The 16,898-nt window shown below is 37.9% G+C and carries 14 protein-coding genes; 7 read left to right on the top strand and 7 right to left on the bottom strand.

All coding sequences use genetic code 11. The features are described from left to right. The first annotated feature begins 50 nt into the window (after positions 1-50). From LGQ02_RS02425 to mgtE, 4 genes are all read left to right on the top strand, one after another. Positions 51-200: a cytochrome c oxidase subunit 2A gene (locus LGQ02_RS02425; RefSeq protein WP_226516668.1), complete on the top strand. Its 150-nt coding sequence runs from the start codon at positions 51-53 to the stop codon at positions 198-200. A gap of 19 nt (positions 201-219) precedes the next feature. Continuing rightward, the gene (locus LGQ02_RS02420; protein ID WP_226516667.1) at positions 220-693 is read left to right on the top strand and encodes a cytochrome c oxidase subunit II; all 474 of its coding nucleotides are present in this window, start codon (positions 220-222) and stop codon (positions 691-693) included. Next, on the top strand, positions 690-2,393 hold the full coding sequence (locus LGQ02_RS02415) for a b(o/a)3-type cytochrome-c oxidase subunit 1 (protein ID WP_226516666.1): 1,704 nt from the start codon (positions 690-692) through the stop codon (positions 2,391-2,393). Before LGQ02_RS02420 ends, LGQ02_RS02415 begins: the two co-directional genes overlap by 4 nt. A gap of 185 nt (positions 2,394-2,578) precedes the next feature. Further along, a complete protein-coding gene (mgtE, locus tag LGQ02_RS02410; RefSeq protein WP_226516665.1) occupies positions 2,579-3,922 on the top strand; it encodes a magnesium transporter in 1,344 nt (447 codons plus the stop codon). 284 nt (positions 3,923-4,206) lie between these two features. Here the strand turns inward: mgtE and rocF are convergent, their stop codons facing one another. The 4 genes from rocF to pruA form a co-directional block, all read right to left on the bottom strand. Continuing rightward, positions 4,207-5,109 (bottom strand): arginase, encoded by a 903-nt coding sequence (rocF, locus tag LGQ02_RS02405; protein ID WP_226516664.1) that lies wholly within the window; start codon positions 5,107-5,109, stop codon positions 4,207-4,209. A gap of 160 nt (positions 5,110-5,269) precedes the next feature. Continuing rightward, positions 5,270-6,175 carry a proline dehydrogenase family protein gene (locus LGQ02_RS02400; RefSeq protein WP_226516663.1) on the bottom strand — a complete coding sequence of 302 codons (906 nt, stop codon included), beginning with the start codon at positions 6,173-6,175 and terminating at the stop codon, positions 5,270-5,272. Positions 6,176-6,687: 512 nt separating this feature from the next. After that, complete coding sequence (locus tag LGQ02_RS02395; protein WP_226516662.1) at positions 6,688-7,881, bottom strand: ornithine--oxo-acid transaminase; 1,194 nt, start codon at positions 7,879-7,881, stop codon at positions 6,688-6,690. 40 nt (positions 7,882-7,921) lie between these two features. Then, entirely contained in the window at positions 7,922-9,472 is a 1,551-nt protein-coding gene (pruA, locus tag LGQ02_RS02390) for an L-glutamate gamma-semialdehyde dehydrogenase (protein WP_226516661.1), read from the bottom strand. 667 nt (positions 9,473-10,139) lie between these two features. Between pruA and LGQ02_RS02385 the strand changes: the two genes are divergently transcribed. Continuing rightward, entirely contained in the window at positions 10,140-11,561 is a 1,422-nt protein-coding gene (locus LGQ02_RS02385; RefSeq protein WP_226516660.1) for a sigma-54 interaction domain-containing protein, read from the top strand. A gap of 58 nt (positions 11,562-11,619) precedes the next feature. Here the strand turns inward: LGQ02_RS02385 and LGQ02_RS02380 are convergent, their stop codons facing one another. The 3 genes from LGQ02_RS02380 to LGQ02_RS02370 all read right to left on the bottom strand — a co-directional run bounded on the left by LGQ02_RS02380 (position 11,620) and on the right by LGQ02_RS02370 (position 14,397). Then, the gene (locus tag LGQ02_RS02380; RefSeq protein ID WP_226516659.1) at positions 11,620-12,873 is read right to left on the bottom strand and encodes a hypothetical protein; all 1,254 of its coding nucleotides are present in this window, start codon (positions 12,871-12,873) and stop codon (positions 11,620-11,622) included. Beyond that, positions 12,870-13,415 (bottom strand): RNA polymerase sigma factor SigX, encoded by a 546-nt coding sequence (sigX, locus tag LGQ02_RS02375; RefSeq protein WP_226516658.1) that lies wholly within the window; start codon positions 13,413-13,415, stop codon positions 12,870-12,872. The genes LGQ02_RS02380 and sigX overlap by 4 nt, the downstream gene beginning before the upstream one ends. A 421-nt stretch (positions 13,416-13,836) precedes the next feature. After that, entirely contained in the window at positions 13,837-14,397 is a 561-nt protein-coding gene (locus LGQ02_RS02370) for a GbsR/MarR family transcriptional regulator (RefSeq protein ID WP_226516657.1), read from the bottom strand. 298 nt (positions 14,398-14,695) lie between these two features. Here LGQ02_RS02370 and proV point away from each other — a divergent pair, with 298 nt between their 5' ends. Next, a complete protein-coding gene (proV, locus tag LGQ02_RS02365) occupies positions 14,696-15,892 on the top strand; it encodes a glycine betaine/L-proline ABC transporter ATP-binding protein ProV (protein ID WP_226516656.1) in 1,197 nt (398 codons plus the stop codon). Further along, positions 15,885-16,775: an ABC transporter permease gene (locus LGQ02_RS02360; RefSeq protein ID WP_226516655.1), complete on the top strand. Its 891-nt coding sequence runs from the start codon at positions 15,885-15,887 to the stop codon at positions 16,773-16,775. Before proV ends, LGQ02_RS02360 begins: the two co-directional genes overlap by 8 nt. Positions 16,776-16,898: the final 123 nt, after the last annotated feature.

Below are 16,898 nucleotides of genomic sequence, written 5' to 3'. Positions count from 1 at the left end.
GATGAATATGGGGTTCTTAACAAGTAATGAATTTTGAAGGAGGGCAATTTATGAGCAAACCTATGCGCGACCATCAACCAAAACAAACGAGTCAAGAAAATTCATCCTTAAAAGGGACACTCGTTTTTGTCATGTCAATCGGCGGTTTCATATTAGTTTCTTGGTTTGCAGTTTTCTTCTTATTTTTAGGACGCATTTGATAAAAGGGGGCAATCATCGATGCATATACACAAGTATGAAAAAATTTGGTTAATCTTTGGAATTGGATCATTAATCTTTTTCCTTCTTGTTCTAGGAGTTGCAGCTTTTGCATTTGGACAACAACCACCAAGTCATATGGCTACAGTTGACTCACAAAACTTAGATCAAGACCCTGTCTGGTCGGAGCCTGGTTTAGAAAAAATTGATGAAAATACGTACAGAGCAAGAATCGTTGCACAGGCATACGGATATGATCCGGGTGTGATTGAAGTTCCAGAAGGAGCAAAAGTATATTTTGAAGTAACAAGTAAAGACGTCATTCATAGTTTTACAATACCTGGGACAAACGTCAATATGATGATTACTCCAGGACATGTCAATATGACATCACATACATTTACAGAACCTGGTGAACACCTTGTACTCTGTAATGAATATTGTGGCACTGGCCACCACTACATGCAAATGACGATTGAGGTGATCCCACAATGAGACAGTCTAACTTAGCGTTACAAGAAGATTATAGTTATGATATTCAACCAGGTGTTGATCCAAAAGACAGGAAGCTTGGAGTGGCTCATTTATCTGTCGCTTTTGTTGCCTTTCTAATTGGTGTCTTTGGCGGGTTACTCCAAGGTTTGGCTCGTGGTGGGATGCTTGAGCTTCCAGCATGGCTCACTTATTATCAAATTCTAACTGCGCACGGTGTGTTATTAGCTCTTGTATTTACAACATATTTTATTTTCGGGTTCTTCTTTGCAGGGATGAGCAAAACGCAAGGTGCTTTTTCTGACGGCTTAAGAAGATTAGGTTGGATCGGTTTTATCATTACAACAATTGGTACAATCATGGCCGCAACAATGATATTACTAAATGAAGCATCTGTTCTTTTCACGTTTTATGCTCCACTTATGGCACATTGGATTTTCTACGTTGGTTTAACGTTGTTTGTCGTCGGTACTTGGGTTGCATCAGCAGCACTTTTAACTCACTTTTATAAATGGAAAAAAGCTAACCCTGGTAAACCGACACCACTATTTGGATTTATGACAACTGCAACATTGCTACTATGGTTAGTTTCTGGTTTAGGTGTTGCAACAACGGTGTTATTCCAAATGCTTCCGTGGGCACTTGGTTTAACTGATGAGATTAACGTTTTATTAAGTCGAACACTTTTCTGGTACTTCGGACATCCGCTTGTTTATTTTTGGATCATGCCTGCTTACATGGTTTGGTATACAGTTATCCCAAAATTAATTGGGGGTCGATTATTTAGTGCTTCACTTGCAAAATTAGCATTTGTTCTATTTTTGCTTTTCTCAATACCAGTAGGATTCCACCATCAGTTAATGGAAGCTGGGATTACAGAGTTTTGGAAATTCCTACAAACTGTTTTAACGTTCGTCGTTGTGGTACCTTCCTTACTAACAGCGTTCTCCATCTTTGCCACTTTTGAGCAGACAGGGCGTGAACAAGGTGGTAAAGGGTTATTCAGTTGGATTAAAAAGCTTCCTTGGAAAGATGTACGGTTCTTCGCTCCATTTATGGGGATGCTTGTCTTTATCCCAGCAGGAGCAGGTGGAATCATTAATGCAAGTTTTCAGATGAATGCTGTCATCCATAATACGTTATGGGTTGTTGGTCACTTCCACTTAACAGTTGGAACGACTGTACTACTTACCTTCTTTGGTGCAGCATATTGGCTACTGCCTCACCTTACGGGGCGACGTTTTACAAAGCATGCGAATCGTTGCGGGATGGTTCAAACGTGGTTATGGGTAATTGGTATGTTCTTAATGTCAGGAGCGATGCACATCCTTGGTTTATTCGGTGCACCTAGACGAACAGCTTATACGACTTACCAAGACCATCCGGCAGCTTTAGAGTGGTTTGAAGGGATCTTCGTCAGTCATATTACAGTCGGAATAGGCGGAGTTATTTTAACAGCAGCTGGTGTACTCATGTTTTATAACTTTATTTATTTAACATTCTTAGCTCCTAAAGGAGAAACAGAATTCCCAGTGACACCAGATCCAGATGATACTGCAAGAACACCGAAGTTTTTGGAGAACTGGAAGCTGTGGATCGCCATTACGATTGTACTCATTTTATTTGCATACACAATTCCACTTTATGATATGATCGTGAATTCACCTCCAGGATCTCCTGGATTCGGAAACCTCATAAGATAGTCATTAGATAAAACAGGCAAAGGGAGTAATTTAGTCCCTTTGCCTGTTTTCTTATGTACTACTGTCATATATAAAATTAAGAAAACTCCTATGTCTCAAAAAGGTGCTAATGTTAATATATAAGATAGAATAAACATGACAAGATAGAAACTGTATTTATTGAATGACGAAAGAAGTGTGGTACCTTGAATACAAATCAATTAACCGTTTTGATCATAAAGTATTTACGCGAAGCAAAACGCGATGCATTTCAACTACTTCTTGAAGAACTACACCCTTATGACATTGCAAAACTATATCGCGAGCTACCTGACAAGCACCATTTTAAATTTTTAACCTTCCTAACATCTAAGCAAATTGCCGACCTTATGATGGAACTTGAGCCGGAAATGCAAAAAGAAGTTCTTCAAAAGCTAGGTATTGAAAAGTCATCAAAAATCATGGATATTATGGACAACGATGATTTAGCTGATTTATTAAGTGAAATCTCTGAAGAGAAGCTTGATGAATACTTGTCTGCCATGAAGCGTGAAGAATCAAACACGGTTCAGCAATTGATGAGCTATCCACCTGAAACTGCTGGGGGGATCATGACAAATGAATTTGTTTGGATTCGGGATTATTATACCGTTCGTGAAGCAGTCGATAAATTTAAAAGCTTTGCAGAACTGACAAGGAATATTTATTATTTATATGTTATCAATGAAGACAAAAAACTTGTAGGTGTTGTATCTTATCGTGACCTTCTTTTAGCAGATGTAGACGAAAAAATTAAGGGTATTATGTTCAACAGAGTTATTTCTGTTCCAGTCGGTACTGACCAAGAAGAAGTTGCTCAGCTTATTCAACGTTATGACTTTTTAGCTGTTCCAGTCATCGATGAAAACGATGTGTTAAAAGGGATTGTCACTGTTGATGACATTATTGACGTATTTATCGAAGAGGCAAATGAGGATATTGAAAAACTTTCTGCATCTGGTAAAGACATTGACTTTCAAACAAAAGCGACCGTTGCTTCTTACCGTCGTTTACCATGGCTCGTCTTACTTTTATTCATTGGATTAATATCTGGTACGATTCTCGGACAGTTTGAAGAAACCCTGGAAGCAGTAGTTGCGTTAATTTTTTTCATGCCAATGATTGCTGGAATGACAGGGAATACTGGCACACAATCTTTAGCTGTTGTCGTTCGTGGCCTTGTTACAAATGATTTAGATAGAAAAACGGTTGTGAAACTACTTTGGCGAGAGTTAAACGTTGGAATAATTATTGGGATCGCTTGTGGTGTATTGATCTTTATACTCGGCATGGTTTGGCAAGGAATGATGATAGGGGTAGTTGTAGGAATCTCGCTATTTGCTACGCTTATCATCGGAACGATGGCTGGAACAATTATTCCTCTTCTATTATATCGCTTTGGTATAGACCCTGCTGTCGCATCTGGACCTTTAATTACAACGTTAAATGATATCTTTTCGTTATTAATATACTTTGGTATTGCAACAACACTACTTCACCATTTAATTTAATAGCTTTGGGTAGTTGAGGCCGTGCCTGCGGCAAAGAAGCCACCGTGAATGCAAGCGAAGTGAAGTGATGCATGAACGGATGTCGCACTTGTGCCTTGGGGTGAAAGCGTCCGTCTATAGCTAAGACACACAAAATCAACAACAGCATTTTTAAAAGCTAGTGTTGGTTAACAGAGCTAATTTAAAACAGTTGATTAATACGATGCAAGCAACAGTTACTTATATTACGGCATACAAAAAGAACTTGGTTCACTTCTTTGAGCCAAGTTCTTCTTAGATGCTTTTTAAAGTAATTTTTCACCAAATAATGAACCGATCAGTCCTACTGCAGCTTCAGCTGTCTGGTTTTTTGCATCTAAAATTGGGTTTACTTCAACAAACTCCGCTGACGTCACAAGCTTACGTTCAGCAAGCATTTCCATCGCTAAATGCGTTTCTCGATATGTCGTGCCCCCAACGACTGGCGTACCTACACCGGGTGCATCCTGCGGGTCAAGTGCATCTAAGTCTAAGCTAAGATGAATCCCATCTGTATTTCTAGAAACATAAGAGAGCGCTTCTTCCATCACATTTGTCATCCCTACACGATCAATTTCATGCATCGTAAACACTTTGATTCCTTTTTCTCTAATAAGCTCACGTTCGCCTTCATCCAATGAACGTGCACCAATAATGACAATGTTTTCTGGTTTGATTTTCGGTGCAAAGCCTCCAATTTCAGTCAAAGTTGGGTGACCAATGCCTAGACTCACCGCTAGTGGCATTCCATGGATATTCCCTGAAGGAGATGTTTCGCCAGTATTTAAATCACCATGCGCATCATACCAAATAACGCCTAACTCTTTATGCATATGTGCAACCCCTGCAAGTGTACCGATAGCAATACTATGGTCTCCACCTAAAACTAATGGAAATTCTCCGTCATTTACAGCATCTTTCAAGCTCTCTGCAAGTGCTTGATTTGCTTTTACGACTTCATCTAAATCTTTTAAGTTATCTTCATTTTTTACATCATATTTTGGCGGACGCCCGATTTCAATGTCCCCACGGTCATTGACTTCATAACCTAAGTTTTCAAGACGTTCCACAACGCCGGCATATCGCATTGCACTCGGCCCCATATCTACTCCACGCCGCGTCTGACCTAAGTCCATCGGAACACCGATAATCGAAATTCGCTTGTTCATTTCTTTCACGTCCCTTTCCCTTCATTGAAACTAGTAAATTTTGTACCATCTATTATTCAATCGAAAGAAAGATCGTAATGCAATGTGTATAGCATCGGTTATCTCGTTATAAATCTCCTTAAAAGCTTGTTAAACGACATAGCCTTATCTATATGGCCCTTTACTTAGATAAGAGACCTCGAAGAGCAAAGGTTACATTTTGCGGTCTTTCGGCTAAGCGGCGCATGAAGTATCCGTACCAGTCTTCACCAAATGGAATGTAAACACGCATTTTATACCCTTCATTAGCAATCTCTTTTTGTAATTCATTACGAAAACCATATAACATTTGAAATTCAAATTGATCTTTCGGAATATTGTTCTCTTTAGTAAACGCTTTCACTTCATTGATAATATTATGATCATGCGTTGCAATAGCAGCATAGCTTCCGTTTAATAGATGTGTTTTAATAATTTTTAGATAATTCCCATCAATCTCTTTCTTATCTTGATAAGCTACTTCAGGAGATTCTTTATAAGCACCTTTAATAAGACGGATGTTTGTTCCTTTCAAATTCTGTACATCTTTTTCAGCACGATGTAAATATGCTTGGATTGCTGTCCCAACGCTATCATACGACTGTCTTAACTCTTGTAAAATATCTAACGTTGCATCTAAATGTGAGTAGTCTTCCATATCGATTCGAACAAAAATATTATGTTTTTTTGCTGTCTCTAGAATCCTCAGCATGTTATCACGACATAAATTACGGTCGATATCTAATCCAAGTTGTGTCAATTTGAGTGAGAGGTTGCAATTCACCCCTGATTCAGCAATAGCATCTAACGTACGAACACAATAATTTGCCGAATCAATCGCTTCGTCTTTGTTATAGACAAATTCCCCTAGATGGTCAACAGTACATACAAGCCCATGCTTATTTAGTTCTGCCGCCTTTTCCATTGCCTCCTGAATGGTTGTCCCTGCTATAACCTGCTTGGCACCAATCTTTGGTCCCCATTTTGTGGCTTTATTTTTTATAAATTTATTTTGAGATAAAAACAGGAAAAAATTTCTTGTAATCATCACCATTCAACCCCTTTCTTCTTCACGCTTCTCCTCACTCTTCATGAACAGGGCTTTCACGTGATTCGCTCATGATTTTTTCTGAACTTTCGTAATTTTAATAACATACAATATACTTCGTTTATACTTATGCTAAACTTTGGTGTTGAATTTTCGCTCCAAATCGTTAGTTCTTCCGCGTCGATCCAGAAGCCTCCACAGTGCTTACGCCAAGGCTAATCAGAAAATAAAATGAAGTAGTTAAGTTTGACAGCTTTTGTATTCACTTTCCACGGAAGATCCGTTCTGTGGGGTCTCGCCTGGCTCGTTTTCCCGTCGGAGTCTCACACAAGCTGTCAAATAACTAAAGTAATCACGACAAAAAACATCTTTCATATTTCATCGTGCGAAGGTTTTGCATATTAAAGAATGTTAATGCATTTTGAAAAAAAGAGGAGAGCCCGCTTTCACGAAGTTCTCCTCGATCTTAGTCGTTCTCTAACATTCTAATAATCTTACAACGTTCTATTGTATTAGTTCGAAAGAATTTTCTTTACCTTCTCAATTGCCCATGATAAATCCTCTTTTGAAATGACTAGAGGTGGTGCAAAACGAATCACATTTTCATGCGTTTCTTTACAGAGTAATCCTTCTGCTTTTAAAGCCTCACAATAAGGTCTTGCAGGGCCATTCATTTCAACACCGATAAATAGTCCTCTCCCACGAACTTCCTTGATTTTCGGATTGTCGATCGTTTTTAACTCATCCATAAAATGGTTTCCTAGTTCTAACGATCGTTCAACGAGTCCTTCATCTTCGATTACTTCAAGCGAAGCAATTGACACTGCAGCTGCTAGCGGGTTTCCACCAAATGTTGAACCGTGTGATCCTGGTTCAAATACACCAAGAACATCATCATTTGCCGCCACTACTGAAATTGGCATAACGCCTCCACCAAGTGCTTTCCCAAGTATAAATACATCCGGCTCTACACTTTCCCAGTCACAAGCAAACATTTTCCCAGAGCGACCGAGACCAGCTTGAATTTCGTCTGCAACATACAACACATTGTTCTCTTTACATACATCATATGCATCTTTCAAAAATCCGGTTGGTGGAATGTTGATTCCAGCTTCCCCTTGGATTGGTTCAAATAAAAATGCTGCCGTGTTTGGAGTGATTGCTTCTTTCAATGCTTGTAAGTCACCAAATGGGATCACTTTAATTCCAGGTAGCATTGGGCCAAAATCTTTTTTATATTCTTCATTCGAAGATAATGATACAGCGGTCATCGTTCTACCGTGGAAGTTATCTTCACATACAATGATCTCCGCTTCGCCTTGCGGAACTCCTTTTTCACGATAAGCCCAGCGGCGGACAGCTTTTACTGCTGTCTCAACCGCCTCAGCTCCTGTATTCATAGGGAGTACCATATTCTTCTTTGTTAAGCTCGTTACCTTCTCATAGAAAAGGCCTAGCTGATCGTTATGAAACGCACGAGATGTCAACGTGATCCGATCCGCTTGATCTTTTAACGCTTCAATGATTTTAGGGTGACGGTGCCCTTGATTCACCGCAGAATATGCACTTAGCATATCAATATAACGATTCCCTTCAGGGTCCTCAACCCAAACACCCTCAGCTTTTGAAATAACGATCGGTAATGGGTGATAGTTTTTGGCACCAAACTTTTCAGTTAAATCAATAATTTCCTTTGAATTAGTCATGCGCACTCCCCCTTTATCCAATTATTAATCTCAACCAGCCTTAAAACATGTCAGAAACAGTTTTTGGTTGTAAGAAGTGTAGTAAGTAGTCTGGACCGCCTGCTTTTGAGTCAGTACCGGACATGTTGAATCCACCAAACGGATGATACCCAACAATTGCTGCAGTACATCCACGGTTGAAGTAAAGGTTTCCAACATGGAACTCATCACGCGCTTGCTCTAAATGAGCACGGTTGTTCGAAATAACAGCACCTGTAAGGCCATATTCCGTATTATTTGCAATTTCTAATGCATGGTCGAAGTCTTTAGCCTTTGTAAATGCAACAACCGGACCGAAGATTTCTTCTTGCATAAGACGTGCCTTTGGATCGACATCAGCAAATACAGTCGGTTGAATGAAATAGCCTTTAGAAGAGTCTCCCTCTCCACCTGCCATTAACTTGCCTTCTTTTTTACCGATTTCAATATAATTTAAGATCTTATCAAATGCTGCTTGGTCATTTACAGGACCCATGAAGTTTGAGTTGTCATTGTAAGTAGGCCCGACAGTAAGCTCTTTCGTACGAGCGACAACTTTTTCTAACACTTCATCGTATACATCCTCATGGATAACTGCACGAGAGCAAGCTGAACATTTTTGTCCTGAGAAACCAAATGCTGAGTAAGTAATAGCTTCTGCAGCTAATTCTAGATCTCCATCTTGGTCAACGACGATCGTATCTTTACCACCCATTTCAGCAATGACACGCTTCAGCCAAATTTGACCTTCCTGAACTTTTGCAGCTCTTTCATAGATTCGGAGACCAACATCTTTAGAACCAGTAAAGTTAATGAAGCGAGTATTCGGATGATCGACTAAATAGTCACCGATTACAGAACCGCTTCCTGGGATATAGTTGACACACCCATCCGGAAGACCAGCTTCCATTAATACTTCCATAAATTTATACGCAACAACTGGTGTTGTCGTCGCTGGTTTTAATAAAATTGTATTCCCTGCCACTAGTGGGCCAACAGTTGTTCCAGCCATGATTGCAAAAGCAAAGTTCCATGGAGAAATCGTTACACCTACACCAAGTGGGATATAGTTAAATGAGTTGTGCTCAATCTCACGAGAGTTTATTTCAAATCCATCTTTAAGACGGAGCATTTGACGAGCATAATATTCTAAGAAGTCAATCGCTTCAGCAGTATCTGCGTCCGCTTCCTTCCATGGCTTACCTGCTTCATAAACTAAATAAGCAGAGAATTCATGTTTACGACGACGAATCATTGCAGACGCACGGAATAAAACATTCGCACGTGCAGCAGCATCCCACTTCTTCCAAGATTTAAATGCATTATCAGCTGCTTGCATCGCTTTTTCTGCAAGCTCTTGGTCTGCTTTTGAAACGTACCCAACAATTTCTTCACGATTAGAAGGGTTTTCAGAGACAAATTTGTCTTCTGTCATGATTTTTTCACCATTAATGATTAAAGGATACTCTTTCCCTAACTCACCTTTAACTAGCTCTAATGCAGCTTGAAACTCCTTACGGTTCTCCTCTACCGTAAAGTCAGTAAATGGTTCATGTTTGTAAGGTACTACCATGGACTGATCCACTCCTTTTATAAATTATTATCATAAAATTTTCACAGTTATAAATAATGCAATTTCCATGCCAACTTCAAAACCTCGAAATGACAGCCCTTACATTCTGACAATTGCAAAAAAAATTTGCACAAGAAAAATTTTTTTGCGCCTAAATGCAAAAAATATTTGCAGTTCGTCCGTATTCATTTGTAAAATAAGAAAGAGAATTGTTGAAAAATTCCCGCACAAATGATTAAACTACTTGAATCAATTTCATCATTCAAAATTAGATGGGAAATTCCGAATGATGAGCGTGAACTTCACTTTAGACGGACGCTTTCCCGAGGGCTTGTCTTCAGCTAACTTAGGCTCGACAACTTTTCGCCTAAGTGGATCTTCAGACTGCACTGATCCTCTGGGAGTCGCCGTCTTTAGTTACGTTCACTTCTAAACAAAACTTGGCTTTTCGCCATGTCTTAATGACGAAAGCCTTAGTTGCCGTTATACTATCGACCATAAAATATAAATTCTGATAGTACAAATAAAACGTACATCCAATGAAAAAAGTTATAATATCATTTGTTTCATTGTGCAAAAAACGTAATTATGAAATTGATTCACTTATCTAATTAATAAATCTCTGTTCGACACTTCGCACAAGATTCTTTAAAGGAGTCGGTTGGTTATGCAAAAAATAAATTCACTTCCCTACCTTGATCCGATTTATCACCAGCTATTAGATGCTATTGATGTAGGGATTCACGTCATCAACCAAGAAGGACACTCTGTTATTTACAATCAAAAAATGTCGGAAATTGAAGATATGGCAAAAGAGGACGTCATACATAAACAAATTATGGATATCTTCTTATTTAAAGATGAAAATGAAAGTAGATTACTACAGGCTTTAAACAAAGGCTCCGTAAGAAGAAACGCAAAACAAACCTATTTTAATTTTAAAGGACAAGAAATTACAACAATAAATCATACCTTTCCTCTTTATTATGGAAACGAAATCATTGGTGCAGTAGAAATCGCCAAAGATATTACAAAAATCGAGAGACTTACAAGAGAAACAGCTCGCGATAAGCAAGAAGCGAAATATACATTTGATAAAATAATTGGGGAAAGTGAACTCATTAAAGAGGTTATCGGAAGCGCTAAAAAGGCAACTCGAACAACTTCATCTGTACTTCTTACGGGTGAGACAGGGACAGGAAAAGAACTATTTGCACAAAGCATTCATAATGGAAGTGACCGTTCTGCAAAGCCATTTATTAGTCAAAACTGCGCCGCCTTACCTGAGTCACTCATTGAAGGTATTTTATTTGGAACCGTTAGAGGGGCATTTACAGGAGCAACAGAACATCCAGGGTTATTTGAACAAGCACATGGCGGAACATTAATGCTTGATGAAATAAACTCATTAAGCGCACCTTTACAAGCGAAACTCCTTCGTGCAATACAGGAAAAAACAATTAGACGAATTGGAGATACGAAAGATCGTTCTATCGATGTAAGAATCATCGCGACGATCAACGACGATCCTCTGAAATCTATCGAAAAAAATGAACTTAGGAAAGACTTATACTATAGACTCAGCGTCGTTTCAATCCTTATCCCTCCACTTCGTGACCGAAAAGAAGATTTACCCATATTAATTGATCATTTTATCGAAAAATATAATCACCGTTTTCAGTTACAAGTTCCCGATGTTTCAGATCAGGTCATGAATCTGTTTACCCAATATGATTGGCCAGGTAACGTAAGAGAACTTGAGCATATGATTGAAGGGGCTATGAATTTAATTCATTATGATGAAGAAATTGATTACAGCCACCTACCTATGCACGTGAGGACAAAATTCCCTATTGAAGAAACACCCTCTCAACACCATGTACCAAATAAACTTTTGACAGATCAGCCTATCACCCCATTAAATACGTATATGGAGGAAGTTGAACAAACCTATATTCAACATGTCCTAGACATTCATGATGGTAATGTTACTAAAGCTGCTAAAGATTTAAACCTTAGCCGCCAAAGCCTTCAATACAGATTGAAAAAATTCAAAGGAAAAGCGGAAAAAAATAATTACAAAGGTTAAATATTTGAGAAAGTAATATAAAAGGCATACTGACTTAAAGGTCAGTATGCCTTACCATTTATTCAATTTCAAAATTTGGAATAACCGTCTTTGACAACATATATTCCCCAATATAACCGCTACTTTCAGAATAAATTGTTAATGTTTCATGTTCAAAGTCAGAAGCTGTTACTAAAACTCCTCTTAAGAACAGTTCAAATAATTCTTGTTCTTCAACACTACTTATATTTTCATCACCAGAGAATACGAAATGTATCGTTTCATCTGACACATCAATTTCTGTAATTTCTATAAAATCTGGAACGATAGAACGGTACCATGTTTTTTCTTCAATTTCTTTCATTTGATGAATGGTTTCCTCAAAAGTGAATAATTCACCTTCTTCATCTGCTGCAGGCTCACCGATCATCGTGTTCCTTAACAAGTATTCTTTACCATGTTCATCTTCATAAACGTAATAGCCACGATTTACATTTAATGAATCAAGAGCATCAATTTCCCCTTCTTGCCCAAACATAATTCCTCGTTCATCACCAACATAAAATCTAACTTCATCAAATCCATAATGACCAAATAACTCCGATAAAGAATACGTTAAAGCATGATATTGAAATGCTGATAAACTTTGTAAACGATGATCCTCTTCAAAATATAGATTTGCTACCTCTCCGTCATCAAATTCAATTTTTTGAAGTGATTTTAACGGTAAGTCCTCGTGATTAGACAAAACATATACTAATACCTCTTCTAATGTTTCACCAGTTTCTTCTCCTATTTGAACAGATGTTTCAATAAGGGCAACACGTTCTTGACTAATTCCTCCCATATCTACGTCAAATACTCTTGGGACTGCTGTAATAATCGTTGTTGTTTTTTCCTCAACAGCCATACTTTGTTCTTCTCCGTTGTTTTCTTCTACTTCCGAAAACCCAGCTATTTCAGCATCTTCTTCTGTAAGATCACCACCGCTATCTAATGTGATTTCTACATCCGAATCGTCTTCAGTCATTATCGAAGCATTGTCGGCTGAATCATCTACAGCTTGATCCATTGAAGAAAATTCCTGCCCATCATTTTGTAGGAAAGAAGGTATGATAAGTAGAATCAAAAAAATCGCTGCAGCTGAAGCTAATGTCGGATAAATCCAAGGCCTTCTCTTCTTTGCAACTACTTCTGGCTTATGATCTTCTTCATTCATTTTCTTTTGAATGGCATTAAATAATTCATCCTTAGTACGTTCATCATTAACGGGAGGCATACTTTTTAGTTTTTCTTCAATGTCTTTTTCATCCCATTGATTTTTTTTCGTCATTGGCTTACCTCCTTTTCATGTTCTATATCACTGTCTTCTGCGTATTTCTTTAATGCTTTAAGCGCACGGTGTTGTGTTGTTTTCACTTTACTTTCCGTCCAGCTAAGGACTTCAGCCGTTTCCGTTATACTTAATGATTCAATATAACGCAATAAAATGACTTGTTGTTGGTCCTCTGTACACTTAGCGAGGCTTTTATATACTTGTTGCATTTCATCTTTTTGAACAAGAATTTCTTCAGGTAACGGAGCTAAGTCATAAACTTCAAATTCTCGTTCACTCCATTCGAATTCTTGCCCTTCCCACTTCCGCTTTTGGCGACTCTGTTTTCTTATCCAATCTATCCCAACATGCTTTGCTACAGAATATAGCCAAGTCTTTTCACTGCTTCTCCCTTCATAATTTTCATAGGAATTCAGCACTTTAATATATACTTCTTGCACTAATTCTTCTGCAACTTCGCGGCTTCTTACCATATAAAAGATATAGTTAAATAGTTTGTGATGGTAAGTTTCATATAACCGCTCAAATTCCTCTCTCACGTGTTTCCCTCCCCTATTTAATTACTTTGTCGTTATTTGAAATGTATAAGTTACAATAGAAAAACCAAGTTTTTTCTTTTCATGAAAAAACATTGGCTTTTATAAAATCATCCAAATTATATATGTGAAGAAGTTGCAACGATCTTAATGATAGAGACAACGAACCGTTATTTTGTAAATACCCAAACCCAGTATAAAGCCCCTCCGATAAAGCCGATAACTAGCAGTATCAAGGCTAATTGATAATTTTTCATATGCCGTATTCTCTCCCTTTTACCTTTGTTTCTCTTATATTATAGCAAATAAATAATGCTTTAAGTACGACACCAAGATAAAATACGAAAATTTACTCTTTTTTATGTCGGTTTGTAAATAGTAAAAAAGCTGTAGCAAATGATGTTTCCATTGCTACAGCTTTTGATTATGATTTGGGTGTTTTTTTCGGAACTATATCGAAGATTTCTCCCGTTTCAAACATTGCAATAACTTCATTCAGCCATTCGTAATAAGCTTCGGCACCACTCAATTTTTCTAAATCCAGAACTACTTTTTCCTCAATCTTTTCATATGTAGTAGTTTCTTTTAACTCCATTAATAGCACTTTTGTATCTTCGATCGCCTTCATATTACTCTCTGTTGCATTTCGCCATCTCGTAATAAAGACGTTTGAAAATGACTTATACCAATCTTCTTCAGCTTTGTATAAGTCTTTCCTGTTCCCTTTCTCCCAAACTCTTTCTACCATATTCGCCTCAGTTAGCGCACGAATTCCTGTGCTCATACTCGTTTTACTCATTGCTAACGCTTTACTCATATCATCTAATGTCATTGGTGACTCTGAAAAAAACACCGTCCCATATAATCGTCCTGCCGAAGACGTTATATCATACAAATGAACATTATTAGCAATTTCAGTAATAAAACGATTGCGTGCACTCTCTAATTTCTCATAGTCACTGTAATATTTTCGTTCGCTCGTCATATGCGAACCTCCTCCTACTTCTACTATTTAAAATCGTAGCAAATCCCATACTAATAATGAAAGTCGAAGATGGTATACGAATTAAGAGGAATTTGGAGGATATTGTAGTATCTTGTTTATAACTTCCGTACAGTTTTTTCTGAACGAACTTTAAGTACAAAACAAAGGATATATACTGTTTGATTTTATTTTATTTAACATTTATAGTATAAAAGGTCGAATTACTTAGAGCGAAATAACTAAAACAAAAGCTCAAACAGCACGTTATTTGCAAAAGTAAAAAATTGAGGTGGCTATATTGGCTAAAATTAAAGTCGAGAATTTAACGAAAGTATTCGGTAGACGTCCGAAAAATGCTCTGAAACTATTAGAGCAAAACAAATCAAAGGAAGAAATCCTAAAAGAAGCTGGTAATACAGTTGGAGTTAATAAAGCATCCTTTGAAGTCGAAGATGGTGAAATCTTCGTTATTATGGGACTTTCCGGAAGTGGTAAATCAACACTCGTCCGATTGTTAAATCGTCTCATTGATCCAACCGCAGGGAGTGTATGGGTAGATGGAGAGGACTTAGCAAGTATGAGTGACAGCGAGCTAAGAGAAGTTCGCCGTAAAAAAATGAGTATGGTCTTCCAAAAGTTCGGTTTATTTCCATTCCGTACAATTTTAAGTAATGTTGAATACGGCTTGGAAGTTCAAGGTGTTGCTAGTAGTGAAAGACGCGAAAAAGCTTTATCTTCGCTAGAACTTGTTGGTCTTAAAGGATATGAAGAACAGTATCCGGATCAATTATCAGGTGGAATGCAACAGCGTGTTGGTCTAGCAAGAGCACTGGCAAATGATCCTGACATCTTATTAATGGATGAGGCATTCTCTGCTTTAGACCCATTGATTCGTAAAGATATGCAAGATGAATTATTAGACCTTCAAGAAACAATGAAAAAAACAATCATCTTCATTACACATGACTTAGACGAAGCACTTCGTATTGGAGATCGCATTACAATTATGAAAGACGGTGCCATTGTTCAAATCGGTACACCAGAAGAAATTTTGACGAACCCTGCGAACGAATATGTCGAGAAGTTCGTTGAAGATGTGGACCGCTCTAAAGTATTTACGGCTGAAAATATTATGGTTCGTCCAGAAACAGTCAATGTTGAAAAAGACGGCCCTCGTGTAGCGATGCAACGTATGAGAGATGGAGGTATCTCGAGTATTTATGTCGTTAAAAGAAATCGTGAACTGATGGGGATTGTGCACGCAGATGATGTTTCAAAAGCTGTAAAAGAAAACGAAACAGACATCACTCCATTAGTGAATACAGATGTACCATCAGTGAAGATGGATACACCGATGGCTGAGTTGTTTGAAACAGCATCAACTTCTTCTGTACCAATTGCCGTCATTGATGACAACAAGAAATTACATGGAATTATTATTCGAAGCACAGTTCTTTCTGCGCTATCGGGAAATGAGGTGAACGGCAATGCTTGATTGGTGGTATGAAAATATTTATGCATGGTTTGATGGCTTACTAGATTTCTTACCTAGATTAGAGTTTGGTAGTTGGATTGAAAGTTTCGTAGATTGGTTGAGAAACGCTGATTTTATTTTTCAAAATATCCGTTCATTGATTGAATTCATATCTGTGAACGTATTTACTAATTTCTTTGCGCTTATCCCTCCAATTATTTTTATTTTAGTGTTAACTGGAGTTGCGTATAAGCTCACAAAAAATCAAGGTTCATATGGGTTACCTATTCTCGTATTTTTCGGGTTACTCCTTATTGAAAGTATTGGTTATTGGGATGATCTCATCTTAACGTTATCCCTCGTTATTACAGCAACATTAATTTCTGTCATCTTCGGTATCCCTGTTGGTATCTGGATGGCAAAGAATAATATCGTCCAAAGAATTGTTACACCAATATTAGACTTTATGCAGACAATGCCAGCATTTGTGTACTTAATTCCGGCAGTTGCATTTTTCAGTATTGGTATCGTTCCAGGGGTAGTTGCTTCTGTTATTTTCGCAATGCCTCCTGTTGTAAGGTTAACGAACTTAGGTATTCGTCAAGTTTCAACTGAAATTATTGAAGCATCTGATGCGTTCGGATCAACTGGCGCACAAAAACTATTTAAAGTACAGTTGCCAATGGCAAAAACAACAATCATGGCTGGTGTGAACCAAACAATTATGCTTGCTCTATCGATGGTTGTTATCGCAGCGATGATCGGAACAGACGGAATTGGCCGTCAAGTATATTATGCCGTTGGGCGTAACGATATCGCGATGGGATTTGAGGCGGGAATTTGTCTTGTTATTTTAGCGATTATTCTTGACCGCTTAACACAAGCAATAAACACTCAACGATAATTACTATGATGTTTTTCCCCTTTTTTAAAAAGCTCTGTTATCCATAGAAATTGAACTATTTTGATTAACAGAGCTTCTAAAAAAAGGAGTATATATAAAAATGGAGAAAAAAGGAGAGGTCAA

Source organism: Bacillus shivajii (genome assembly GCF_020519665.1).
Taxonomy (GTDB): Bacteria; Bacillota; Bacilli; order Bacillales; family Salisediminibacteriaceae; genus Bacillus_CA; species Bacillus_CA shivajii.
Note: the sequence above shows the minus strand (reverse complement) of the source record. Positions and strands in the feature narration are given on the sequence as shown.

What these genes read in the sequence shown, in the direction of transcription:
- LGQ02_RS02425 (WP_226516668.1), top strand. Translation starts at nt 51, where the DNA reads ATGAGCAAACCTATGCGCGACCATCAACCAAAACAAACGAGTCAAGAA.
- LGQ02_RS02420 (WP_226516667.1), top strand. Translation starts at nt 220, where the DNA reads ATGCATATACACAAGTATGAAAAAATTTGGTTAATCTTTGGAATTGGA.
- LGQ02_RS02415 (WP_226516666.1), top strand. Translation starts at nt 690, where the DNA reads ATGAGACAGTCTAACTTAGCGTTACAAGAAGATTATAGTTATGATATT.
- rocF (WP_226516664.1), bottom strand. Translation starts at nt 5,109, where the DNA reads ATGAACAAGCGAATTTCGATTATCGGTGTTCCGATGGACTTAGGTCAG.
- LGQ02_RS02400 (WP_226516663.1), bottom strand. Translation starts at nt 6,175, where the DNA reads ATGATTACAAGAAATTTTTTCCTGTTTTTATCTCAAAATAAATTTATA.
- LGQ02_RS02395 (WP_226516662.1), bottom strand. Translation starts at nt 7,881, where the DNA reads ATGACTAATTCAAAGGAAATTATTGATTTAACTGAAAAGTTTGGTGCC.
- pruA (WP_226516661.1), bottom strand. Translation starts at nt 9,472, where the DNA reads ATGGTAGTACCTTACAAACATGAACCATTTACTGACTTTACGGTAGAG.
- LGQ02_RS02385 (WP_226516660.1), top strand. Translation starts at nt 10,140, where the DNA reads ATGCAAAAAATAAATTCACTTCCCTACCTTGATCCGATTTATCACCAG.
- LGQ02_RS02380 (WP_226516659.1), bottom strand. Translation starts at nt 12,873, where the DNA reads ATGACGAAAAAAAATCAATGGGATGAAAAAGACATTGAAGAAAAACTA.
- LGQ02_RS02370 (WP_226516657.1), bottom strand. Translation starts at nt 14,397, where the DNA reads ATGACGAGCGAACGAAAATATTACAGTGACTATGAGAAATTAGAGAGT.
- LGQ02_RS02360 (WP_226516655.1), top strand. Translation starts at nt 15,885, where the DNA reads ATGCTTGATTGGTGGTATGAAAATATTTATGCATGGTTTGATGGCTTA.